Here is a 23383-nt window from a genome sequence, read left to right as displayed (position 1 = left end):
ATCAACCCCTCGGCACGTATGATTCTTTGCAAACTTCTCCAGAATAGAACGCTATGTCATTGATAGTGCTATTGCTTCTGCCGTTCGTGGGCAGTTGCCTGGCAGCAGTGCTGCCGCACAACGCACGTAACGCGGAGTCCATTCTCGCCGGGCTCGTGGCCCTGGTCGGCACTGTCCAGGTAGCACTGCTGTACCCTCAGGTTGCCCACGGTGGCGTGATTCGCGAAGAGTTCCTCTGGCTGCCCAGCCTGGGGTTGAACCTGGTGCTGCGCATGGACGGCTTCGCCTGGCTGTTCTCGCTGCTGGTGCTGGGCATCGGTACGCTGGTTTCGCTGTATGCCCGCTACTACATGTCGCCACAAGACCCGGTGCCGCGTTTCTTCGCCTTCTTCCTCGCCTTCATGGGCGCCATGCTCGGCCTGGTGATCTCCGGCAACCTGATCCAGCTGGTGTTCTTCTGGGAACTCACCAGCCTGTTCTCGTTCCTGCTGATTGGCTACTGGCACCACCGTGCCGACGCCCGCCGTGGCGCCTACATGGCGCTGATGGTCACGGGCGCGGGCGGCTTGTGCCTGCTGGTGGGTGCCCTGCTGCTCGGCCATGTGGTCGGCAGCTACGACCTGGACAAGGTCCTGGCTGCCGGCAACACCATCCGCCAGCATGCTCTGTACCCGGTGCTGCTGCCGCTGATCCTCATCGGCGCCCTGAGCAAGAGCGCACAGTTCCCCTTCCAGTTCTGGCTGCCCCATGCCATGGCAGCGCCCACCCCGGTATCGGCTTATCTGCACTCGGCGACCATGGTCAAGGCCGGGGTGTTCCTGCTGGCGCGCCTGTGGCCGGTGCTGTCGGGCAGCGAAGAGTGGTTCTGGATCGTAGGCGGTGCTGGCGCCCTCACCCTGCTGCTCGGCGCCTTCGCCGCCATGTTCCAGAACGACCTCAAGGGCCTGCTGGCGTACTCGACCATCAGCCACCTGGGCCTGATTACCCTGCTGCTGGGCCTGAACAGCCCGCTGGCCGCGGTCGCGGCGGTGTTCCACATTCTCAACCACGCCACCTTCAAGGCCTCGTTGTTCATGGCCGCCGGCATCATCGACCACGAAAGCGGTACCCGTGACATCCGCCGCCTCAGCGGGCTGATACGCCTGGTGCCATACACCGCCACCCTGGCCATGGTCGCCAGCGCCTCGATGGCCGGCGTGCCGTTGATGAACGGTTTCCTGTCCAAGGAAATGTTCTTCGCCGAAACGGTGTTCATCAGCTCCACTGCCTGGGTCGAGGCCACGTTGCCGGTGGTCGCCACCCTGGCCGGCACCTTCAGCGTGGCTTATGCCCTGCGCTTCACCGTCGATGTGTTCTTCGGCCCCACTGCACAGGACCTCCCGCACACACCACACGAACCGCCACGCTGGATGCGTGCGCCGGTCGAATTGCTGGTGCTTACCTGCCTGGTGGTGGGCATCTTCCCTGCCCAGTCGGTCGGCCCGCTGCTGGCCGCCGCCGCCCTGCCTGTGGTGGGCGGCACCCTACCGGAATACAGCCTGGCCATCTGGCATGGCTGGAACGCGCCGCTGATCATGAGCCTGGTGGCCATGAGCGGCGGTATCGTGCTTTACCTGCTGCTGCGCAAGCAGCTGCGCCTTGGCCGCTTCCCCTACCCACCGGTGATCGAACGCTTCAATGGCAAGCGCCTGTTCGAACACGGCCAGGTGCAGCTAATGCTGCTGGCGCGGCGCATCGAGCGCCTGCTCACCAGCCGCCGCCTGCAATCGCAGCTGTTCATGCTGGTGCTCGCCGCCTTCCTCGCCGGCCTCACCCCCATGCTCTACAGTGGTCTCAGCTGGGGCGACCGGCCGAAGATTCCGGGCTCGGGCGTGTTTGTCGCGCTGTGGCTGATCGCCATCGCCTGCGCCATCGGCGCTGCCTACCAGGCCAAGTATCACCGTTTGGCGGCGTTGATCATGGTCAGCGTCTGCGGCCTGATGACCTGCATCACCTTCGTCTGGTTCTCCGCGCCCGATCTGGCCCTGACACAGCTGGTAGTGGAAGTGGTCACCACCGTGCTGATCCTGCTCGGCCTGCGCTGGCTGCCGCGGCGAATCGAAGGCGTATCGCCGCTGCCGGGCAGCCTCGAGCGTGCGCGCATGCGTCGCCTGCGCGACCTGCTGCTGGCGGTGCTGGTAGGTGGCGGCATGGCCGTGCTGTCCTACGCCATGCTCACCCGGCCGACGCCGAACGACATTTCCTCGTTCTACCTGAGCCGGGCACTACCCCAAGGCGGTGGCACCAACGTCGTCAATGTCATGCTGGTCGACTTCCGTGGCTTCGATACCCTCGGTGAAATCACCGTGCTTGTGGCCGTGGCGCTGACCGTGTTCGCCCTGCTGCGGCGCTTCCGCCCGCCCAAGGAAAGCATGCAACTGCCGGCGCAACAGCGTCAGCTGGCACCCGACGTGGTCACCGACCTGATCAACCCGCGGCATGCCACCGACACCGCCCTGGGCTTCATGATGGTGCCCGCGGTGCTGGTGCGCTTGCTGCTGCCGATCGCCCTGCTGGTGTCGATGTACCTGTTCATGCGTGGCCACAACCAGCCGGGTGGCGGCTTTGTTGCCGGCCTGGTGATGTCGGTGGCGTTCATCCTGCAGTACATGGTGGCCGGCACCCAGTGGGTCGAGGCGCAGATGAGCCTGCGCCCGCTGCGCTGGATGGGCACCGGGCTGCTGTGCGCAACCCTGACCGGCGCGGGCGCCATGCTGCTGGGCTACCCGTTCCTCACCACCCATACCGCCCACCTGCACCTGCCGTTGCTCGGCGATGTGCACGTGGCCAGCGCGCTGTTCTTCGATGTCGGGGTGTTCACTGTGGTGGTCGGCTCGACCCTGCTGATCCTCACCGCCCTGGCGCACCAATCGGTGCGCGCCTACCGCCCGGGTAACCCGGCGAAAACCAGCCAAGCAGGAGCCGCCTGATGGAAGAAGTGATTGCAGTTGCCATCGGCGTGCTGGCCGCTTCGGGAGTGTGGCTTATCCTGCGCCCGCGAACCTACCAGGTGATCATGGGCCTCTGCCTGCTGTCGTACGGGGTCAACCTGTTCATCTTCAGCATGGGCAGCCTGTTCATCGGCAAGGAACCGATCATCAAGGACGGCGTGCCCCAGGACCTGCTGCACTACACCGACCCGCTGCCGCAGGCCCTGGTGCTCACCGCCATCGTCATCAGCTTCGCCATGACCGCGCTGTTCCTGGTGGTGTTGCTGGCCTCGCGCGGCCTGACCGGTACCGACCATGTGGATGGCCGGGAGCGTGACGAATGAGTGGCATGAGCCAATTGATCATCGCGCCCATCCTGCTGCCCCTGGTTACCGCGGCATTGATGTTGCTGCTGGGCGAGAAACACCGGCAGACAAAGGCCTGGCTGAACCTGCTGTCGACCTTTGCCGGCCTGGCCATCGCGGTCAGCCTGCTGCTGTGGGTGCGCACCCAGGGCCAGGCGGAATCGATCGGTGTCTACCTGCCGGGCAACTGGCCGGCACCGTTCGGCATCGTGCTGGTGGTAGACCACCTGTCGGCCCTGCTGCTGACCCTCACCGGCATCATCGGTTTCAGTGCCCTGCTGTTTGCCCGCGCTCGCTGGGACGGTGCCGGGGCCAGCTTCCACGCACTGTTCCAGATCCAGCTGATGGGCCTGTACGGCGCCTTCCTCACCGCCGACCTGTTCAACCTGTTCGTGTTCTTCGAGGTGCTGCTGGCCGCTTCCTATGGCCTGCTGCTGCATGGCTCGGGCCGCGCCCGAGTGCGTGCCGGCCTGCACTACATTGCCATCAACCTGTTCGCCTCGTCGCTGTTCCTGATCGGCGCAGCGATGCTGTATGGCGTGACCGGCACCCTGAACATGGCCGACCTGGCGCTGAAGATTCCGTTGGTGCCGGAGGCCGACCGTGGCCTGCTGCACGCTGGCGCGGCGATCCTGGCCATGGCCTTCCTGGTCAAGGCCGGCATCTGGCCGCTGAACTTCTGGCTGGTACCGGCCTATGCCTCGGCCAGCGCGCCGGTGGCGGCGCTGTTCGCCATCATGACCAAGGTCGGCCTGTATGCCGTGCTGCGCCTGTGGACTCTGCTGTTCTCAGGGCAGGCCGGGGCCTCGGCGCACTTCGGTGGTGAATGGCTGGTGTACGGTGGCCTGGTCACCCTGGCGGTGGCGGCAGTGTCGATCATGGCCGCGCAGCGCCTGGAGCGCATGGCCGCCCTCAGCATCCTGGTTTCAGCCGGCACCCTGCTCGGCGCCGTCGGTTTTGCGCAATCGGCGCTGACCGGCGCGGCGTTGTTCTATCTGGTCAATTCGACCCTGGCGCTGTGCGCGCTATTCCTGCTCGCCGAACTGGTCGAACGTTCGCGCTCGGCCAACGAAGCACCGCTGGACGACGAAGAAGACGCCATGCCGCCACCGCTGGAATCACTGCACCCGCCCAAGGGTATCAACCTCGACGATGAACAGAAGGTGGTGATCGGCCAGATCATCCCGTGGACCATGGCCTTCCTCGGCCTCAGCTTCATCGCCTGCGCCCTGTTGATCATCGGCATGCCGCCGCTGTCGGGCTTTGTCGGCAAGCTCAACCTGATCAGCGCGCTGTTCAACCCGCAAGGGCTGGGCGTGCCTGCCGAGCAGCCGCTGGGCATGGCGGGTTGGGGCCTGGTGGCGTTGCTGGTCCTGTCTGGCATGGCCTCGCTGATCGCCTTCGGCCGCGTCGGCATCCAGCGCTTCTGGAAGCCTGAAGAGCGCCCGTCGCCGGTGCTGCGCCGCTATGAATGTCTGCCCATCGTCATCCTGCTCGGCCTGTGCTTCATCCTCAGCTTCAGGGCCGAGCCGCTGCTGCGCTACACCCAGGACACCGCCGCCAGCCTGCAGGCCCCCGACACCTATATCGAAGCCGTGATGGCCGCCCGGCCGATTCCTGGCCCCACCTCGCTCGACGTACAGGTGCAGCCATGAATCGACTGTTCCCGGCACCGCTGTTATCGGTTTCGCTGTTCGCACTGTGGCTGTTGCTGAACCTCTCGGTCAGCCCCGGCAACCTGCTGCTGGCAGCCGCGCTCGGCGTGCTGGCGCCACTGCTGATGGCACCGCTGCGCCCACAGCATGCCCATGTGCGACGGCCGCTGGCCATCGCCCGGCTGATTGGCCGTGTCGGCATCGATGTGATCATGTCCAATCTCCTGGTTGCCCGTGGCGTGCTGCGCGCCAGCAAGCAGCCGCCGCGCTCGGCCTTCGTGCACATCCCGCTGGCCCTGCACGACCCACATGGCCTGGCGGCGTTGTCGATGATTACCACGGTGGTGCCCGGCACGGTCTGGTCCGAGCTGGCCCTGGACCGCAGCGTGTTGCTGCTGCATGTGTTCGACCTGGACGATGAGGCGGCCTTCATCCAGCACTTCAAGGACACCTACGAACGCCCGCTGATGGAGATTTTCCAATGACAGGCCTGCTCGCCAATGCTGTCCTCGCCAGCCTGTTCATCTTCGCCCTGGCCATGGCCCTGGCACTTATCCGGCTGTTCCGCGGCCCGTCCGCCCAGGACCGGGTGCTGGCGCTGGACTACCTGTACATCCTGGCGATGCTGACCATGCTGGTGCTGGGAATCCGTTATGCCAGTGACACCTACTTCGAAGGTGCCCTGCTGATTGCGCTGTTCGGTTTCGTTGGCTCGTTTGCCCTGGCCAAGTTCCTGCTGCGCGGTGAGGTGATCGAATGACTGAAACCCTGCAACTCCCCTTCTGGCTGGAGCTGGTCACTGCCGCGCTGCTGCTGACCGGCAGCCTGTTCGCCCTGATCGGTGCCGTGGGCCTGTTGCGGCTGAAGGACTACTTCCAGCGGATGCACCCGCCGGCACTGGCTTCGACCATTGGTGCCTGGTGCGTGGCACTGGCTTCGATCATCTACTTTTCCTGGCTCAAGGAAGCCCCGGTGCTGCACGCCTGGCTGATTCCGATCCTGCTGTCGATCACCGTGCCGGTGACCACACTGTTGCTGGCCCGGGCGGCGCTGTTCCGCAAGCGCATGGCGAAAGAGCCGGTCCCTGAAGAAGTCAGCAGCGGCCGCGATCGAGGCAACTGACAGGTCGCCACCTCACCCTTGGGCCAGGCGCTGCAACTCGCGCCGGACCATGGCCGCATAAGGCGGCGGGCCGAGGCGATACAATTCCCCTGCCACCCAGTTCAACCAGGCGCCTTGCAGTTCTTCGCGCCTGGCCAGCAAACGCTCGGCCTCGGCCACGGCATCCGCCTGGTGCTGCCGATGGAACTCGGCACGCGTGGCAGGCGCGTCGTCACTGTGGGTCATTCACTGGCCTTGAAGGTGGTCAGCTCACCCTTGCGCCATTTGGCAACCTTGCCGGTCACCGCCTTGAGCAACTTGCCCAGGCCTTCCTGCACTTGTTGCTGTGCGGCGAATACCAGCATCACACCGTGGCCTTCACGGAACACGATGCCCTCGCCTTCAGGCACCGACACAAAGGCATAGTCGCCCACGCCATATACGTTCAACTTGATTTCGCGAAAGCGCATTTCCAGTTTGCCGCCTTCGCGGCTGGGCAGCACGGCGGCGCGAAAGTGGTCGCCGACCTTCAGTTCCAAACGCTGCTTGTCATCGACGACCAATGCGCTTTCGGTGTCGATTTCGGCCATGTACAGGCCTTCGGGACTCTGTTCCGTAACATAGACAAAGCGGCCCTGGAACAGCTGGGCCAATTTACCGCGCAAGTCGCCCAAGGCGAACAACGCATGGGTATCAAGAGTGCTGACTGCCAATGAAGTAATCCTCAACCGGTTACAACCCGCCCTCACCCAAAGCTCGGTGAGGCACGGCCATTTCTTATCGATAGGCGAAAAGAGTAATAAAGCGATATGCGAAATGTCTGCGCCCGCTGGCGATGCAGCGTGCGGGAATCTTTACCCTGGCTTGCCAGATCTGGCCTCAAATACAGGCTTTCGGCATATTCCCGATTCGGGAAGCGCAATGTCTGACAGCAAAACCGCCAGAAAAAATGCGACAGGCAATGCCAGAGCGCACGTAAGAACGGGCCCTGCAATCCATCAGCGCATTACTGGGGAAAGAATATGCACGAAAACACCGAAATTCGTCGAGAGGCAAAGTACATTTCTTACAAGCGAACGCCCTGAACAACACCCCGTTCGCTTGCCGGCAGCACTCACGGTGCTCAGGCAGCCAGGCCCTTCTTCAACTGCTGCCAGGCCGCCTGGCACTCCAAGGCCTCTTCACGGGTGGCAAATGCGGTACCACGGCGTTCGCCATTGACCAGCACCACCCAGCAGATGCGTTTACCCAACGCCCGCATCGAGGCTGGCACACCAGAACCAATCATCACGGCTACATCGACCCGGCTATTCATCATTCCCTCCGGAATTTAATTAGCACCCTAACGATAAAGTGATGATACGCCTGCTTACGGCGCTGAAACAGCGCATCCCGGTACAGCAGTGTTACGTGCAGGGCAACAAAACCGCCGCCGGCAAGAAACGCAAAAAGCCCCAGGGATCGCTCCGTGGGGCTTGGCACACCGCGCGGGGTTACACCTGGCGCTGGTGGCGGTCGAGCTGCTCGTGGCGCTCCTGGGCTTCGATGCAGTACTTGGTGGTCGGGCTGATCAGCAGACGCTTCAGGCCGATTGGTTCACCGCTGTCATCACACCAGCCGAAGCTTTCGTCGGCAATACGGTCCAGGGCCATTTCCAGCTGCGGCAGCAGGCGCTGGTCGCGGTCGATGGCGTTCACCAGCCAGCTACGCTCTTCTTCGACCGAAGCCACGTCGGCAGGGTCCGACGGGGTGTCCAGGCCTTCGATGGTGGCACGGCTCAGCTCGATGCGTTCATGGGTTTCGACTTTCATCGCCTGCAGCAGGCCAGCGAAGAAAGCCAGCTGGTCAGCGTTCATGTAGTCATCGGCCGACATGGCCAGCAACTGTTCCTTGGTCATCGATTTCTCTATGAAAAAATGTGCATTTGGGCGATTCGGGTGCCGCCGACGCCTCGGCATCGGCAGCAGAATTCTTCAAGCGCCAACCGGCACTCTTTTACAGGGGGCGGCAGTCTAAGGCGCCACGTCGCGTGGAGCAACTGCAATTGGGTGCGAATTTGCTTCCATTGCTCGGAATCCGCTGGTCGGTGCAAGGAAGATGCTTGGTAGGGGCCGTGGAGCATACCGGGGAATTGGGCCAGGGCCGCCAGGTGCATGTCTGGAGATTGGGTTAGGGCTATCAGGTGTTTGCCATGACATTTTCAGTGCCTGTGAGATCGAGCGCCGCCCGCGCGGCGCTTCGCGGGGCAAGCCCGCTCCCACATTTGTTGCAACGTGGCCATGCCTGTGGGAGAGGCGTTGCCCGCCCTGGTGCACTGTTTGAGGCAGGTGAGGCGGCAGTAGCGCCAGCCGGGAAACCGCGTCAAGACAACAAGGCTGACAACCATGGCTTGGCAGGTTCGGCACGTTGCAACAAATGTGGGAGCGGGCTTGCCCCGCGAAGCGCCGCGCGGGCGGCGCTCGATCTCACAGGCGCCGGACCTCTCAAGACATGCACCCAGAGGCCCAGAGCAAATCCACAACCAGAATCAACGATCCTTGAACTGCGCCTCGCGCTTGGCAATGAACGCAGCCATCCCCTCTTTCTGGTCTTCGGTAGCAAACGCCGCATGGAACACCCGCCGCTCGAAGCGCACACCTTCGCTGAGGGTGACTTCGAACGCACGGTTGACGCTCTCCTTGACCATCATGCTCACCGGAATCGACTTGCTGGCAATGGTCGCGGCCACCTTCAGCGCCTCTTCCACCAGCTCCGCCTGCGGCACGATACGCGCCACCAGCCCGGCACGCTCCGCTTCCTCAGCCCCCATCAGGCGACCGGTCAGGCAAAGTTCCATGGCCTTGGCCTTGCCCACCGCGCGGGTCAGGCGCTGGGTGCCGCCCATGCCCGGCAGTACGCCAAGGTTGATTTCCGGCTGGCCAAACCTGGCATTGTCCGCCGCCAGGATGAAGTCACACATCATCGCCAACTCGCAGCCGCCGCCCAGGGCAAAACCGGACACCGCGGCAATGATCGGCTTGCGCCGGTTGGCAATGCGGTCGGAATCGCTGAACAGGTCGTCAACGTAGATTTGCGGGTATTGCAGCTCGGCCATTTCCTTGATGTCGGCACCAGCGGCAAAGGCCTTGGCGGAACCGGTCAGCACCACGCAGCCGATGTTCGGATCGCGCTCGAGCTGGTCCAGGGCCTGGTTGATCTCGCCGACGATCTGCGCGTTCAGCGCGTTCAGCGCCTGCGGTCGGTTGAGGGTGATCAGGCCGACCTTGCCGTGGATATCCAACAGGATGGTTTCGAATGCCATGCAGTCTGCTCCTTCAAAGATTGCGCGCAATGACCATGCGCTGAATGTCGCTGGTGCCTTCGTAGATCTGGCAAACCCGAACGTCGCGGTAGATCCGCTCCAGCGGGAAGTCACTCAGATAGCCATAACCGCCCAGGGTCTGCAAGGCATCCGAACAGACCTTTTCGGCCATTTCCGAGGCAAACAGCTTGGCCATCGACGCTTCCACCAGCGCCGGGCGCCCGGCATCGCGCAGCGCGGCAGCGTGCAGCACCATCTGCCGGGCCACGGCAATCTTCGTCGCCATGTCGGCCAGGCGGAAGGCCACCGCCTGGTGCTCGATCAGCGCCTTGCCGAAGCTCTGCCGCTCGTTGGCGTAGTCACGCGCCACTTCGAACGCCGCGCGGGCCATGCCCACCGCCTGCGAGGCGATGCCGATGCGGCCGCCTTCGAGGTTGGCCAGGGCGATCTTGTAGCCCTCGCCTTCGGCGCCCAGGCGGTTGGCCACCGGCACGCGCACATTGTCGAAAACGATCTGGCAGGTGTCGGAGGCGTGCTGGCCGAGCTTGTCCTCGACCCGCGCCACCTGGTAGCCCGGCGAATCGGTGGGCACGATGAAGGCACTGATGCCGCGCTTGCCGGCGTCCGGGTCGGTCACGGCGAACACGATCACCACCCCGGCGTTCTGCCCGGAGGTGATGAACTGCTTGCTGCCATTAAGCACGTAGTGGTCGCCATCCAGACGTGCACGGGTCTTCAGGCTGCTGGCGTCGGAGCCGGCTTGCGGTTCGGTCAGGGCGAAGGCGCCGAGCATCGCACCGCTGGCCAACGGGGTGAGGAACTGCTCCTTCTGCTGCTCGCTGCCAAAACGCAGGATCGGCACACAGCCCACCGAGTTGTGCACGCTCATGATGGTCGAGCAGGCGCCGTCACCGGCGGCGATTTCCTCCAGGGCCATGGCATAGGCCACGTAGCCGGTGTCGCTGCCGCCCCACTGCTCCGGCACCAGCATGCCGAACAAGCCCAGCTCGGCCATCTCGTCGATGGCCTCCTTGGGGAAGCGGTGTTCCTTGTCCCATTGCTCGGCAAACGGCTTCAGGCGCTCCTGGGCAAAGGCGCGTACCGCCTCGGCGATCTGTTGTTGCTCGTCAGTTACCAGCATGGTTCACCTCAGTACAGGCATTCGACAGCCATGGCCGTGGCCTCGCCACCGCCGATGCAGATGGCCGCCACGCCACGGCGCAGGTTGTTCTGGCGCAGGGCCGACAGCAGGGTCACCAGGATGCGCGCGCCGGAAGCGCCGATCGGGTGGCCGAGGGCGCAGGCGCCGCCATGGATATTGACCTTGTCGTGCGGCAGGTCGAGGTGCTTCATGGCCGCCAGGGTGACCACGGCGAAAGCCTCGTTGATCTCGAACAGGTCGACCTCGGCCAGGTTCCAGCCGGTGCGTTTCATCAGTTTGTCGATGGCACCGATCGGCGCGGTCGGGAACAGTGCCGGGGTGTCGGCAAAGGCGGCGTGGCCGTGGATCACCGCCAGCGGCTTGAGGCCGCGCTTGTCGGCTTCGGAGCGGCGCATCAGTACCAGCGCCGCAGCACCGTCGGAAATCGAGCTGGAGTTGGCGGCGGTCACCGTGCCGCCTTCGCGGAAGGCCGGCTTGAGCTGCGGGATCTTGTCCAGGCGCGCCTTGGGCGGTTGTTCGTCATCCTTGATGACGCGCGTCTCCTTGCCCTCGGTAACCTCGACCGGCACGATCTCGGCAGCAAAGCGACCACTCTTGATAGCGTCCTGGGCGCGGGTCAGCGAGGCGATGGCGAACTGGTCCTGGGCTTCGCGGCTGAAGGCATTGGCCTGGGCGCAGTCTTCGGCAAAGGTACCCATCAGGCGGCCCTTGTCGTAGGCGTCTTCCAGGCCGTCCATGAACATGTGGTCGATGATCCTGCCGTGGCCCATGCGGTAACCGCCACGGGCCTTGTCCAGCAGGTACGGCGCATTGGTCATGCTTTCCATGCCACCGGCCACCACCACATCGGCGGTACCGGCCAGCAGCAGGTCATGGGCCATGATCGCCGCCTGCATGCCCGAACCGCACATCTTGTTCAAGGTGGTGCAGGTGGTGTGCTTGTCCAGCCCGGCGCCCAGCGCGGCCTGGCGCGCCGGTGCCTGGCCCTGGCCAGCCGGCAGCACGCAGCCGAACAGCACCTGCTCGACACTGGCAGCATCGATGCCGGCACGCTCCACGGCACCACGGATGGCGGCGCTGCCCAGCTGCGGCGCGGTCAGGCTCTTGAGGTCGCCCTGCAGGCCGCCCATGGGCGTGCGCACGGCGCTGACGATAACGATCGGGTCATTGGCGAGGGTCATGTTCGCTCTCCTTACTTGGCAGCCATGCGCAGTGCGCCGTCGAGGCGGATCACCTCGCCGTTGAGCATGCTGTTCTCGATGATGTGGCGGGCCAGCGCGGCATATTCCTGCGGGCGCCCCAGGCGCGGTGGGAAGGGCACGCCGGCGGCCAGCGAGGCGCGTACTTCCTCGGTCATGCCGGCCATCATCGGCGTTTCGAAGATGCCCGGTGCTATGGTCATCACACGGATGCCGAAGCGCGCCAGTTCGCGGGCGATCGGCAGGGTCAGGCTGGCGATGGCGCCCTTGGAAGCAGCGTAGGCCGCCTGGCCGATCTGGCCGTCATAGGCGGCGATGGAGGCGGTGTTGATGATCACCCCGCGCTCGCCACCCTCATCTGCAGCCCCTTCGGCCATGGCCGCGGCGGCCAGGCGCAGCAGGTTGAAGCTGCCGATCAGGTTGACGTTGATGACCTTGGCAAAGCTGGCAAGGCCATGCGGGCCCTGTTTGCCCAGCACTTTCTCGGCACCGACGATGCCGGCGCAGTTGACCAGCCCGTGCAGGCTGCCAAAGGCGCTGACGGCCGCATCGACCGCCGCCTGGGCGGCCTGCTCGTCGCTGATGTCGGCCACCGCGAAACGGGCGTTTTCGCCCAGTTCGCGGGCCTTGGCTTCAACGGCCTGGGCATTGAGGTCGACCAGCATGACCTTGGCGCCGGCCTCGACCAGCATCTGCGCGGTGGCAGCACCCAGCCCGGAGGCGGCGCCGCTGACGATGAAGTGTTTGTTGGCTATCTGCATGATCGGTTCCTTTCAGGCGCTGGCAGGGGTGGCCTGTTGCGCTTGTTGTTTGGCGACTTCCTGATTGCGCAGGATGAAGCGTTGCAGCTTGCCGCTCGGGGTCTTGGGCAGCTCGCTGACGAATTCGATTTCCCTTGGGTAGGCATGGGCGTACAGGCGCTGGCGCACGTGCTGGCGCAAAGCCTCTTCAAGCTCGGCGCTGCCCTGGTAACCGCTGGCCAACACCACGAAGGCCTTGATCAGCTCGGTACGTTCCGGGTCCGGTTTGCCAATCACCGCCGCTTCGATTACCGCTGGGTGCTCGATCAGTGCGCTCTCGACGTCGAACGGGCCGACCCGGTAGCCGGAGGTGGTGATCACATCGTCGCTGCGGCCGACGAAGCTGATGCTGCCGTCCTGGTTCAGCTCGACGGTGTCGCCGCTGAGGTAGTACTTGCCGACGAAGGCTTTGGTCGGCAAGCCGTGGTAGCCCGCGAACCAGCACAGCGGCGACTGCTCGCGGTCGACCGCGAGGATGCCTGGCTGGCCGGCAGGCAGTTCGTTGCCCTGCTCGTCCAGCACCACGATGCGGTGGCCGGGGATGGCGAAGCCGGCCGAGCCGAGGTGTACCGGGTGCTGCAGGCCATGGTGGTTGCACAGCACCATGCCCAGTTCGGTCTGCCCGTAGTGGTCGTGGATGGTCACGCCCAGTTCGTCGGCGAACCAGCGGATCACTTCCGGGTTGAGCGGTTCGCCGGCACTGCTGACGACCCGCAGGCGGCCCTTGATCGGTGCCGAGAAGTCATTTCCGGCGGCAATCAGCAGGCGGTACGCAGTGGGCGAGCCGGCCAGGTTGGTGATGCCCAGCTTGTCGATCACTCGTGCGCAGCTTTCAACACTGAACGGGCCATCGTAGAAGGTGGTGGCATGGCCCAGCGACAGCGGGCCAGTGACCGCATAATACAGGCCATAGGCCCAGCCCGGGTCGGCCAGGTTCCAGAAGTTGTCCTCGGGGCGCAGGTCGATGGCGTCGCGCATGTAGCCCTGGAACGCGACGATGGCACGCAGCGGCACTTCCAGTGGCTTGGCCGGGCCGGTGGTGCCGGAGGTGAACATCAGCAGGAACGGGTCGTTGCCCGAGCGCATGACCGGCTCGCATTTGTCTGCGGCTTTGTCCAGGCACTGCTGGAAGTCCAGCTCGCCATTGCGGGCATTGACGGTGATGATGGTCGGGCAGGCGTGCACATCGTCCAGCTTGGCGCGGTTGTGGCTGTCGGTAACGACCACCCGGGCGTGGGACTGCTCCAGGCGATGTTCGATGGCCTTGGGGCCGAACGCGGTGAACAGTGGCTGGTACACCGCGCCGAGACGCCAGGTGGCGAGGATGGTGACCAGCAGCTCGGGGGTACGCGGCATCAGGCCGGCAACCCGGTCACCCGCACCCACGCCTTGCGCTTCGAGCACATTGGCGAAACGGGCAGCCAGTGCCTGCAACTGGTCGAAGCTCAAGCGCACGCTGTTGCCCTCGCGGTCTTCCCAGACCAGTGCGGTCTTGCCCTCACCGGCATGGCGGTCGCAACATTCGACACAGGCATTGAGGGCTTCGAGGTTGCCATGTAGCGCCGCCGCAGCAGCCTGGCCATGGTCGAACGCACGAGCGGCCTCGGTGTAATCGCGCATCGTCGGACTCCTGGTTTCTTGTTTTTGGAGTTGAACCATCGGTCCGATGATGTTCGCGCCGCGCTGGCGTCGCGGCAATGGCCTAAGTTGTCAAACTGGATGACCGGTTTGGCCGGTGGCCATCAGCCCGGTGCGCGCTCCAGACTGATCACGTAGTGCCGGGTCAGTTGCTGTTGCAACGCCAGCCGATCGGCCTGCAGTTGCGCATCCAGCGCCTGTACCTGGTTCAGATACTGTGCTTCACCCAGTTCATCGCGCCTTACCGCCAGGGCCGCCCGCTGCTCAGCGGCGAGTTGCTCCAGGTCATTGAACGGCTGGGCAAAGTGCTGTTGCAAAAAGCGCTGCCAGAACGCACGCGTGCACAGATCGGCCGCTAGAGCAACGAGAACGTTCGCCCTTTCCACAGCCGCCTCGGCCGACTGCAGCCGATGCTCGCTCAACCCTACGGCAGCGGCTTTAAGGCGCATTCTGACAGGCTGGAACGGCAACCTGAGCCTGGTGCGCAAGCGTACCCTGTAGCGCATTGCCAACGTCGCCAGTACCGCGGGCTCGGCGAAGCCTTCAAGGTTTTGCCGCTCGGTCTCGACATACTCGTCAAGGCGGTCCAGGCGGTGCAAGGCGCGCCCCAACGCCAGCAACTTCGGGCCTCGGGATTGCGCACCATCGCCTGCCGCGTCGCGCTCGGCATGCAGACGCAGCAGTCGGCTGAACAGGTCGATGGCACCGTTGTCATCCATTACCACATCGTCGGCCGCCAGTTGCGCCTGGCGAGCGAACTCGACGTCTGTCTCCAGCATCGACAGGCATTGCCAGCCCATGCGCAGCAGATAAGTCTTGGGCCAGCTGAAGTCCGCCAAGCCTTGCAAAAGCTCCAGCAGATCGAACAGGCGGGCGTTTTCGTCCCGGGTGCTCAGCCGGTCCCAAAGCTCGCCGCGCCCATGGCTGGCGGAGTCGGAACCGACCCACCAGGCTCGGCCTATCTCTTCCTGCGGCTCTTCCAGGAGCGGCTCCAAGGCATATAGCTTGCCGTAATCAGCCATGCTCAGGCGGTTGCCATCGACCAGGATGCGCTGGCGAAACTCCAGCGGCATGGCCAGCACGCCGTCAGGCACACCCCGCAAGAAGTTGTCACGCAGGTCGGCTCGTTGCAGGAAGCCACACAACTCGAGCCCTCTGGGCCACTCGCTGAGCCCGCAGCGACGCAAATTCAGCTCGATCAGATGAGGCAGGTGATGGAAGCGCATTTCGTACACCCCCAGCGGGCTGTTGTAGCTCAGGTCGAGGTGACTGAGCAGCGGCAACCCGTTCAGTGCTTCGATGGCATGGGCATCCAGGCGAATGCGGTTATGCCCCAGGCGCAACCGGCGTAGGTTGGTCAGGTAGCCAAGCCCGCGCGGGCAGCGCAGCAGCTGGTTGTGGCTCAGGTCCAGCTCCTGCAGGTAGGTGAATGCCCGCAGAAACTCCTCGTTCACCACCCCGATGGTCGTCTCGCTCAGTACCAGGGTGGTTACGTGATAGAAATCGATAGGTGCAGGCATGACCGGCAACGAATCGGTGGGCAGATCATTCAACACCAGGCGCAGCCCCTGGCGCTTGCCGTCACTGTCGACCACCACATGGTCGCCAAGCGCCTGCCAGGCACGCAGCAATCGTTCGGCGAACAGCTGGCGTCGCGCCCGCAAAGTGTCACTCAGCGCAGCCGACACCCAACCATTGAGCACGCGGTTCAACTGCTCAAAATCGTCCTGCAGCGCCAGGAGCGCATCGGCGACCGACACATTCTGCAGCAGCCAGCGGTCAACTTGCGTTTCCAGCGAATCGCCCAGCCCCGGGAAGAATCGCCTCAGGCCGGCCCGCAGTTGTTCCCTGGGTGTGGTGGGCAGTGCCGCGCGCCCGCTGAGCAGGTAACCGACGCGGCCATCGGCAAGGCGCTGCCCAGGGTTGAACCAGCGCTCCGTCGACGCCCAGCCCAGCATGCGGGCTATTTCCTCATGGGTACCCAGGTACGCCATGAGCTTCTCGCGCAGGCGCTCGGCATTGGCGTTCTCGGCCAGGCCCAACCGCCCCAGCAGGTTGCGCGACTTGAGCGCGGCCAGCACGGCCTGGAAAACATCCGAGGACGCAGGTGGCTGCATCGCGAGTTTTCGGCCTCGCCCGTCGTACAGGGCAAAAACCCCTTGCTCACGCACCAGCACCCGCTGGTCGACCACGTCAGCAACCGAACCGATGCGCTTCAGCTCCACGGCATCGGAAACAGCTTTTCTCAATGCCAGGCTGAACGCATCCATGGCCTCGACATTCAGCAATGCCAACACAAGCATTCCCGTTTCATCGCTATACGCGCTCGGCAGATAAAGCCCTGTCATCGCCCTGCTCACCTTCGCCACCGAGCACAATGACCTGGCCTGGATGGCCAACCTGTGCGACAGCTGCCCACTGTTGACGAACTGCTGACGGGCATCGTGACTTGCCCCATCGGCCAGATCGCGCGCATAGGGTTCAGGCAACCCCAGCGCCATCAGCGGCTTGAGCAAAGGTTCCGACGATTCTTGCAGGCGTGTCAGCCGAGCGAACAGCAGGTCGCTTGACCTTGGTCGGTCCGCAAGCACTGCGGCACGCCCTTTTTTACTGCCCGGTCGGGCCTCGCACCAGGCCAGCAGCTGCAAGTCCTGATCGGAGACAGTGTCGCGCTCCAGATCGCGAAAGAATGTGTCGATCCGAGCGTCGGCATCGAATGCCCTGAGGGTTTCCCGCAAGCTGGCGGGCGTTCGCCGGTTTTCCACCAGCAGGCCGCGCAGCTCGTCCTCATCGATGCCGGCCATGCGCAAGATCTGCTGCGCCTGCTGGCTATCGAAAGGTTGATTGCGCGGCCAAAGGGTATCGAGCATTTTCGCAGGGTCGCGCCAGCGCTGCGGCTCATCGTGCATCAGGCGCCAGCCACGTTCGCCATTGTGCAGCACGACCGGACCATACGCCTCTTCGCGACCGGGATGGCGCAGACGCCAGGGACCATCGGGGTCAGGCCGGTGAACCTCGTAGAAGACTCCGTCGGCCTTTATCCAGCGGCGCCCTCCATCGGCATAGGCACCGTCCGCGCCCAAGGTGACCGTTCCAGGTGTCGAGGCAAAGACCGCCAAGTCACCGGCCCACAAGCGCCCCGCCCCATTGGCGAGCCTTACCGGCTCCAGCGCCGCGACGAACGCGCTGCGCACGAAGGTGACGCCCGCCACCGTCGCGGCGGTGCCCGCCAGTATCTCGGCAACGCCCAGCATGTGCTCCAGCGCCTCGTGCTGATGGCCTCGCAACCAGTCCTGCGTGCCCTCGAAAACCTCCGAGAGGGTGTGGGCCACCAGTTGCCCGAGCAGCAAGCCGCCCACCACCGGAATGAACAGGCCAGCGAGGTTGAGCACATCGAGGCCGGCGGCCTTCCACGCCTCATGCCGTTCACGCGACGCGGCTTCATCGGCATCGGCGGTCGGCACCAGCAACAGGCGGCCATCCTGCTTCACCCGGTTTGTCTGCTGTGCAGCCAGCGCCTGGAAAATGTCATGCTGCGGCACGCTGCCATCGAGTTCCAGGTCCGGCTGGTCATCCTCCAGTCGGGCCCGCAGCTTGTGCATGAACCCGGCACGCTGATCCAGGCCGATCAACTGGCTGAACGCCTGGCGATAGGGTTCATGGCGCAGCTCGGCCACCAGCGCGCTATTGATCGAGGCATGGCTGTCGAAGTGTCGCAACGCCTGTACCGGGTCGCTGGGCAGGTAGAGCACGCCGCCCTGCGTTTGCCCATGTGTGTCGCGAAGTTGAATCCACACACCATCCGCCACTGGGCAACCGAGGGCTTCGAGCAGGCCCGGGTGGCCCGTGAGGCTGGCGGATCGCCGATCCGCGGGTTCATCCACCAAGGCGTGCAATGCCTCCTTGACCGGCTCGGTAATCTCGCCTTTGAGCGCGGCAACCTGCACGGCCAGGCGCAGCCCGGAGCGCTTGTCTTCACAGAGGACGCGTTGTGCCGTGGCATCGAATGTGCGGTCCAGTTCCTGCTGGTACAGGCGCCCGGCATCGAGCTTGCGGCACGCCTCGACCAGTTCATCGGTGCCTCGCGAAAGTACCCGTTCCTGCCCCGGCGCGACCAACCCGGTTCCCAGGTAGAAATCGTTGCTGGCGGCAAAGTTGCGCATCAGGCGGAGCAAGCCGTTTTCACGCCGTTGCCCGTAGGTGGGAAATGGCGGCTCAGCGCCGGGCGCGGACGAGAAACGATGGGAAACCTCCAGCCACTCCAACTGCCAGAACGCTACGTCGCCCGGCAGCGGCTCGCGCAACAAACTGGCGAATTGCCGTTCGGCGAACTGCTGCGGCGACGGCAGTGCCAGGGTGATCCCGCGCAACCGGGCCTGGGTGGCATGATGGGCTTCCAGGCTTTCGCGCAAGGTGCGTATCTGGCTTTGCGTGGCCTGTTTGAGCCAGGCAGGCAACCGATCACCGATAAAACCGTCGTGCAAGTGGCTGGAAAACGCAGAGGCGGGCTGTGGTGCGTGTGGTTCGCGGGTCATGGCAGGTCCCTGGATGGCTGTCGAAAGCCACGCATGGTGTGCAACCTGCCGGCGCTTGCGCAGAGGGAAGCCCTGCGGTAGAAGCTGGGCGGCACACTGCGTGCCGCCCGTGAAGCGCCGTCACTTTGCCTCTGGCACCATGAACGCTTCGCGCGTAAGGCGCTGGGCAAGGCTGGCCAGGGCCTGCTCGCGCTCGTCGCGCAGAGCGTTGCTCAGGTTCCAGTACTCGTCACTGGTCAAGGCCTCCCTTTGCTCGTCCAGTGTTTCCAGCCGCAGGGAGAATTGCGTTTCCAGGCTTTCGAAGTCGTCCGCATGCTCTGCCCGCAGTACCGGCAACCAGAAATCACGCTCGCTTATGAACACGATCCGTTGCTCGCCCGCCTCAACCTCAAGCACTTCCTTGAAGGCCTCCTCCAGTTGCAGCGGCGACACGTTGGCCAGCCTGCCAAACTGCATGTGGCGAGGTTGGCCCAACAGGTCCAGGCGCTGGGCCAAGCCGCTGAGGTAGGCAAGATTGACCTCCACCTCCTCTTCATCATGGTTCCCGCGGCTCCAGCGTCCATCCTGGTAGCGGGCGTCGATTTCTCGCCGGGCGATTTTCTCCACCCAGTGCACGCGAAACAGCCGCTTGGCCAGCTGCAGGCGTGCCGAGCGGGTCGAGATCGGGTCGCCGCCGCGGGTGGCCTGCTCGACATGCATGCGCACCTCAAGGCGGCTGAACACGGTGGAAACGCTGTCCACACAGGTGGTGGGCTCCGCTGCCAGGTCAAACAGCGCCATGCGCGTGGCGGTATCGGCATGGGCGGCATCCAGCATTGCTCATACCCTGAACCCGAGTTCGGCCGGCGCCTTGCTGAATTCGGCCGTGCTCGTCAGTTGCCTGAGCAGCTCGAAGAAAGCCAGGCTGCCGGGCTCGGCATTCAGCGCATCCCATTTCCCTTGCTGCTCCTGCCGCGCCGCTGGGTCCAGGGTCTGCAGCCATTGTTCCCGGGCCGGGGCGTGCCGTTGCGGGCGGGGCGTGGCCAGCAGGCGTTCGGCGGCATAAAGGCGATCGAGATCCTGCACTGGCAGTGCATTGCCCTCCAGGTGCATGGCACGGCGCAACTGCAACGGGGCCTGAAACAAGGCTGCCGGCAACTCGGCTATCTGGTTGTTGCGAAGGTCGGCGAACACCAACAGGCCACACCACTCCAGGCCCCGGGGCAGCGCCGTCATCTGCACGCGGTTCAAACGCAGGATCCGCAGGCTGGGCAACCGCTCGAACTGTAGCCTGATATCGCCGAGCGGGTTGTCACTCAGGTCCAGCGAACGCAAGAGCGCCAGGCCAGTCAGCACATTGGCCTGCGGCTCCGAGATACGAATACGGTTGCGCGGCATCAGCAACTGGCGCAAGGCGGTCAACCGCTCCAGCCCCGCAGGTAGCGCACGCAAGGCGTTGTCGCTCATGTCCAGGCACAGCAGATCGGGGAAGCAGGCGAGGAACCCCGACGGGATGGCATCCAGACCGAGCGCCGACAGGGTCAATTCCGACACGTGCGAGAAGTCCGTCCCGATCGGCAATACAGGCAGGCTGCCCACCGGTACGGCGACGATGCTCAGGCTGAGCACCGCATCGTTGCCGATAGCCCCGACGGCGCGGTCGCTGCGCATCTGCCAGGCACGCCGCAACGAATCTGCGACGCGTCGGCGTGCGCGGCTGGCGCTGCCCGCCACCTCTGCAACCCAGGCCAGCAAGCTGTCATCCAGGCGGCGGTATTCCTGCTCGACACGCAGCAGGTTCTCGAACAGGCCCCCGCGCATGTCCAACAGGCTCTGGACATAGCGATCGACGCCGACATCCCCGATACCGGGGTACAAGGCGCGCACCCGCTGCCGCACCACACGCTCCGGCGAGCCGATGCACGACTGGCAGCCACCCAGTGGATAGCCCGCTCGGCCATCGGCCAAACGCTGCATGGGCGATGCCATGGGCCTTGCCTCCCGCCAGCCGAGCAGGCGCAGCAGGGCCTGCCGGTCACCGGGTAGCCAGGCCTGCATCTGCTCACGGATTCTGGTCGGCGCATCGGTGCCATTCCAACCCTGTCGCACCCGGTATTCCACGGGCAGGCAAGCGGCCAGCACCTCGAACAGCCCCTCGGGGGCAGCGACCTCGCGCTCATCCGGCAAGCCTCTGTCGTTGTAGAGCTGGAAGCGCCCTTCCCGCCTGACCAGCACCACGTCCTGCTCAAGGTCGGTCTCGGCGAACAGCCGTTCCATCGCCGCCCCAGCATACGGGTCACGACGCAACACCAGGTTGAACCCGGCAGCGCCGGGGCCATGCCGACGCAGCAGGGCAAAGGCCAGCGCCACCACTTCCGGCCGGTAACTGCCTTGCAGGTACAACGCTTCGCGCATGCGGGTCAGGCGCGCCAGTTGCAGGGCCACCCGCGCCTGCTCAGCCAATGCCAGCGGCAGACGGGACTCTGCCTGCATGCGTAAGCGCACAGCCTCGGTGGCCTGCTCCAGCACATCGAGGGCATAGGCTTCTGGCAGCGTCGGGAAGTCGCGCTGGATCAAGCCCAGCAGCGGGTCGTCAGCCAGGTAAAGCCTGGAGAAATGCTCGAGCATCGCCTCACGCAACTCGATTGCCGCGTCACCGATCGACAGCGCCTGTTCTTCGACGGTTTCATCCTGCAGCTGCAGCCTTTCGATGCACCATTGCCACAAGTCGGAATCGGTATCGGCCTCCCCCGCTTCCAGCCGGCTGAAAAAGGCTTGCGCGCGCGCGTCCACGGCAAAGCGCTGCAAGGTATCGCGCAGCTGCACTGGCATCGCTCGCCGCTCCACCAGCAGGCCACGCAGGTAGGCCTCGTCGACATCCGCGACTTTCAGCACCTGCTCCACCCGCACAGCGTCCATCGCGGCCGCAGCCGGCCAGAGCCGCCCGAGCAACAGCGCGGCGCCCTGCCATTCCAGTGGCCGCTCATAAGCCAGCCGCCAGCCACGCGCAGAGCAGCGTTCCAGCACCGGCCCGAACGCTGCCTCACCATCGGCATGCAGCAAGCGCCAGACGCCATTGGCGGTTTGCCTTACCCGATACAAGGCTCCATTCAACCGCCACCAATGGCGCTCACCCTCGGCTAGCAAGCCGTTGTCGAGCTCCGTCAGCTGTACTGGTGGTGTAATGTCCTGGTAAGGCGCCAGCTCATTGCGCCAAAGCCGTTGCCGGCCATCCTCGGTGATAATCGGCTCCAAGGTTTCGACGAATGCGCTGCGGGCCAGATGGACACCGACAACCACCGCACCGGTGGTTGCCACGCTGAAGGCCACCTGAAGCATATGCGTCAAGGCCTCATGCTGATGGCCCAACTGCCAGTCACGCACGCCCTCGAAAGTTTCGGTCAACAGTTGCCTGGCAAGGTCCGCCAGCAGCAAAGCCCCGATGACCGGCACGAACAGGCCCGCCAGGTTGAGCAATACCAGGCCGGCGCCTTTGAGCTCGTCCAGGCGCTGCTCCGAAGCCGCGTCATCGGCCTGGGCGGTGGGCACCGCAAGGAAACGTGCATCGGCCTTGATTCGCTGAATGTGCCAGGCGGCCATCGACGCAAAACCGTCCCCCGCTTCCAACACCCTGCGGGGTTCCAGGTCAGGTTGTGCATCCTGCAAGCGGGTGGCCAGGGCCTGCTCACAAGTGGCGCGATCACCCAAGGCAATGCGCCGCACGAATGCCTGCCGATAGTCCTGGTTGCCCATCGCCGTGGCCAGGACGCGGTTCGCCTCATCCCAGTTGGTGAACGCGCGCAGGGGTTGCGCCTGATCGTCAGGGGTGTACAGGATCACTCTTTTCAAGCGCCCAGGTACCCCGAAGGGAAACGTGGACTGGTGGCGGGACTGCTCGATCAATTCAACCGCCAGCGCGCCATCCACCCGGCAGCCAAGGACCTGAAGCGCACCGATCTCCAGCTGCAGCGGCCCCTTGATCACGGCGTGTTCATCCTTGCACGCGACACGCAGCAGCAGCAGGTCTTGCGGATCCAGCTGCTGCTTGATGGCCGCGATCTCGACCGCCACGGCCAGTTCCAGGCGCCGGTCGGTGGTCAGGGCTTTTTCATAGTCAGGGGTCAATACCTGCGCCAGGTGCCGCTGGTAGGCGCTGCCGACATCCACCTGGCGGCACAGGCTGACAATCCGGTCGATGTCTTCGCTTACCACCTGCTCGTCCTGGTGGGCTCCCGGGAGGGTCAAGGCGGTGCCGAGGAAGAAGGACTCGTTGGCCTTGAAGTTCTGCAACAGCTTTTGCAAGGCCGGCATGCGCACGAAGTACGGTTGATAATCAGGGATCAAGCCGGTTCTCACATCCAGCCGTGCGCGTGTTTCGCGCCACACCAGCTTGTCCAGGTCAACCTGCAGCTTCAGCTGGCTGTCCTGACGCAAGGCAGGCTCGAACAGTTGCTTGGCAAACCGGTCCAGAGGCTGCAGGCGGTCGGCGAACCCTGCCATCTGCCGCTGACTCGCAAGATAGGCATTGAAACGCAGTTGCAGCCTGGCAAGCTGCTTGGGCTTGGCCGCCTTCAACCAGGCGGGCAAGCTTTGAGCGATGAAGTCTTCGGCGGGGTGAAGCAACTTGGGATGCAAGGCAGGTTGAGACATCGTCGATTTCCTGGTCAGTGATCGACTCG

General features: G+C 64.5%; 16 protein-coding genes and 1 pseudogene. 6 read left to right on the top strand and 11 right to left on the bottom strand.

Going from position 1 to position 23383, the window contains the following annotated elements; genetic code table 11:
- Nucleotides 1–53: 53 nt before the first annotated feature.
- From CAG18_RS15640 to CAG18_RS15615, 6 genes are read left to right on the top strand one after another with little or no spacing between them, the layout of a single operon-like run.
- On the top strand, nucleotides 54–2969 hold the full coding sequence (locus CAG18_RS15640) for a monovalent cation/H+ antiporter subunit A (protein WP_015269660.1): 2916 nt from the start codon (nucleotides 54–56) through the stop codon (nucleotides 2967–2969).
- Complete coding sequence (locus tag CAG18_RS15635) at nucleotides 2969–3313, top strand: Na+/H+ antiporter subunit C (protein WP_013971840.1); 345 nt, start codon at nucleotides 2969–2971, stop codon at nucleotides 3311–3313. Before CAG18_RS15640 ends, CAG18_RS15635 begins: the two co-directional genes overlap by 1 nt.
- Nucleotides 3310–4989 carry a monovalent cation/H+ antiporter subunit D gene (locus tag CAG18_RS15630; RefSeq protein WP_015269659.1) on the top strand — a complete coding sequence of 560 codons (1680 nt, stop codon included), beginning with the start codon at nucleotides 3310–3312 and terminating at the stop codon, nucleotides 4987–4989. Before CAG18_RS15635 ends, CAG18_RS15630 begins: the two co-directional genes overlap by 4 nt.
- The gene (locus CAG18_RS15625) at nucleotides 4986–5474 is read left to right on the top strand and encodes a Na+/H+ antiporter subunit E (protein WP_015269658.1); all 489 of its coding nucleotides are present in this window, start codon (nucleotides 4986–4988) and stop codon (nucleotides 5472–5474) included. Before CAG18_RS15630 ends, CAG18_RS15625 begins: the two co-directional genes overlap by 4 nt.
- Nucleotides 5471–5749, top strand: a complete 279-nt coding sequence (locus tag CAG18_RS15620; RefSeq protein WP_003259015.1) for a K+/H+ antiporter subunit F — start codon at nucleotides 5471–5473, stop codon at nucleotides 5747–5749. The genes CAG18_RS15625 and CAG18_RS15620 overlap by 4 nt, the downstream gene beginning before the upstream one ends.
- Nucleotides 5746–6111 (top strand): Na+/H+ antiporter subunit G, encoded by a 366-nt coding sequence (locus CAG18_RS15615; RefSeq protein WP_003259017.1) that lies wholly within the window; start codon nucleotides 5746–5748, stop codon nucleotides 6109–6111. Before CAG18_RS15620 ends, CAG18_RS15615 begins: the two co-directional genes overlap by 4 nt.
- 12 nt (nucleotides 6112–6123) lie before the next feature.
- Here the strand turns inward: CAG18_RS15615 and CAG18_RS15610 are convergent, their stop codons facing one another.
- The 11 genes and pseudogenes from CAG18_RS15610 to CAG18_RS27515 all read right to left on the bottom strand — a co-directional run bounded on the left by CAG18_RS15610 (nucleotide 6124) and on the right by CAG18_RS27515 (nucleotide 23204).
- The gene (locus CAG18_RS15610) at nucleotides 6124–6336 is read right to left on the bottom strand and encodes a hypothetical protein (protein WP_003259019.1); all 213 of its coding nucleotides are present in this window, start codon (nucleotides 6334–6336) and stop codon (nucleotides 6124–6126) included.
- Nucleotides 6333–6803, bottom strand: a complete 471-nt coding sequence (locus CAG18_RS15605; protein WP_003259020.1) for a hypothetical protein — start codon at nucleotides 6801–6803, stop codon at nucleotides 6333–6335. Before CAG18_RS15605 ends, CAG18_RS15610 begins: the two co-directional genes overlap by 4 nt.
- 410 nt (nucleotides 6804–7213) lie before the next feature.
- Nucleotides 7214–7405 carry a hypothetical protein gene (locus CAG18_RS15600; protein ID WP_015269656.1) on the bottom strand — a complete coding sequence of 64 codons (192 nt, stop codon included), beginning with the start codon at nucleotides 7403–7405 and terminating at the stop codon, nucleotides 7214–7216.
- Between the two features lie 178 nt (nucleotides 7406–7583).
- Nucleotides 7584–7988, bottom strand: a complete 405-nt coding sequence (locus CAG18_RS15595; RefSeq protein WP_003259022.1) for a TraR/DksA C4-type zinc finger protein — start codon at nucleotides 7986–7988, stop codon at nucleotides 7584–7586.
- A 629-nt stretch (nucleotides 7989–8617) separates the two neighbouring features.
- Nucleotides 8618–9391 carry an enoyl-CoA hydratase gene (locus CAG18_RS15585; RefSeq protein WP_013971834.1) on the bottom strand — a complete coding sequence of 258 codons (774 nt, stop codon included), beginning with the start codon at nucleotides 9389–9391 and terminating at the stop codon, nucleotides 8618–8620.
- A 13-nt stretch (nucleotides 9392–9404) separates the two neighbouring features.
- On the bottom strand, nucleotides 9405–10532 hold the full coding sequence (locus CAG18_RS15580; protein ID WP_015269653.1) for an acyl-CoA dehydrogenase: 1128 nt from the start codon (nucleotides 10530–10532) through the stop codon (nucleotides 9405–9407).
- Between the two features lie 8 nt (nucleotides 10533–10540).
- Nucleotides 10541–11734, bottom strand: a complete 1194-nt coding sequence (locus CAG18_RS15575) for an acetyl-CoA C-acyltransferase (RefSeq protein ID WP_085721158.1) — start codon at nucleotides 11732–11734, stop codon at nucleotides 10541–10543.
- Nucleotides 11735–11745: 11 nt separating this feature from the next.
- Nucleotides 11746–12513 carry an SDR family NAD(P)-dependent oxidoreductase gene (locus CAG18_RS15570; RefSeq protein WP_085721157.1) on the bottom strand — a complete coding sequence of 256 codons (768 nt, stop codon included), beginning with the start codon at nucleotides 12511–12513 and terminating at the stop codon, nucleotides 11746–11748.
- 12 nt (nucleotides 12514–12525) lie between these two features.
- Entirely contained in the window at nucleotides 12526–14172 is a 1647-nt protein-coding gene (locus tag CAG18_RS15565; protein ID WP_085721156.1) for an acyl-CoA synthetase, read from the bottom strand.
- A 122-nt stretch (nucleotides 14173–14294) separates the two neighbouring features.
- Nucleotides 14295–18725, bottom strand: a complete 4431-nt coding sequence (locus CAG18_RS15560) for a dermonecrotic toxin domain-containing protein (protein ID WP_085721155.1) — start codon at nucleotides 18723–18725, stop codon at nucleotides 14295–14297.
- Between the two features lie 120 nt (nucleotides 18726–18845).
- A pseudogene (locus tag CAG18_RS27515) lies at nucleotides 18846–23204 on the bottom strand (NEL-type E3 ubiquitin ligase domain-containing protein).
- Nucleotides 23205–23383 lie beyond the last annotated feature (179 nt).

The organism is Pseudomonas sp. B22(2017), assembly GCF_002113105.1.
Classification (GTDB): Bacteria; Pseudomonadota; Gammaproteobacteria; order Pseudomonadales; family Pseudomonadaceae; genus Aquipseudomonas; species Aquipseudomonas asiatica.
This window is presented reverse-complemented; position numbering and strand designations above follow the sequence as displayed.

Excerpts from the sequence above, each read along its gene's own strand:
- CAG18_RS15575 (WP_085721158.1), bottom strand. The coding sequence starts at position 11,734 with ATGACCCTCGCCAATGACCCGATCGTTATCGTCAGCGCCGTGCGCACG.
- CAG18_RS15600 (WP_015269656.1), bottom strand. The coding sequence starts at position 7,405 with ATGAATAGCCGGGTCGATGTAGCCGTGATGATTGGTTCTGGTGTGCCA.
- CAG18_RS15560 (WP_085721155.1), bottom strand. The coding sequence starts at position 18,725 with ATGACCCGCGAACCACACGCACCACAGCCCGCCTCTGCGTTTTCCAGC.
- CAG18_RS15595 (WP_003259022.1), bottom strand. The coding sequence starts at position 7,988 with ATGACCAAGGAACAGTTGCTGGCCATGTCGGCCGATGACTACATGAAC.
- CAG18_RS15565 (WP_085721156.1), bottom strand. The coding sequence starts at position 14,172 with ATGCGCGATTACACCGAGGCCGCTCGTGCGTTCGACCATGGCCAGGCT.
- CAG18_RS15635 (WP_013971840.1), top strand. The coding sequence starts at position 2,969 with ATGGAAGAAGTGATTGCAGTTGCCATCGGCGTGCTGGCCGCTTCGGGA.
- CAG18_RS15615 (WP_003259017.1), top strand. The coding sequence starts at position 5,746 with ATGACTGAAACCCTGCAACTCCCCTTCTGGCTGGAGCTGGTCACTGCC.
- CAG18_RS15625 (WP_015269658.1), top strand. The coding sequence starts at position 4,986 with ATGAATCGACTGTTCCCGGCACCGCTGTTATCGGTTTCGCTGTTCGCA.
- CAG18_RS15580 (WP_015269653.1), bottom strand. The coding sequence starts at position 10,532 with ATGCTGGTAACTGACGAGCAACAACAGATCGCCGAGGCGGTACGCGCC.
- CAG18_RS15570 (WP_085721157.1), bottom strand. The coding sequence starts at position 12,513 with ATGCAGATAGCCAACAAACACTTCATCGTCAGCGGCGCCGCCTCCGGG.
- CAG18_RS15630 (WP_015269659.1), top strand. The coding sequence starts at position 3,310 with ATGAGTGGCATGAGCCAATTGATCATCGCGCCCATCCTGCTGCCCCTG.
- CAG18_RS15610 (WP_003259019.1), bottom strand. The coding sequence starts at position 6,336 with ATGACCCACAGTGACGACGCGCCTGCCACGCGTGCCGAGTTCCATCGG.
- CAG18_RS15620 (WP_003259015.1), top strand. The coding sequence starts at position 5,471 with ATGACAGGCCTGCTCGCCAATGCTGTCCTCGCCAGCCTGTTCATCTTC.
- CAG18_RS15585 (WP_013971834.1), bottom strand. The coding sequence starts at position 9,391 with ATGGCATTCGAAACCATCCTGTTGGATATCCACGGCAAGGTCGGCCTG.
- CAG18_RS15640 (WP_015269660.1), top strand. The coding sequence starts at position 54 with ATGTCATTGATAGTGCTATTGCTTCTGCCGTTCGTGGGCAGTTGCCTG.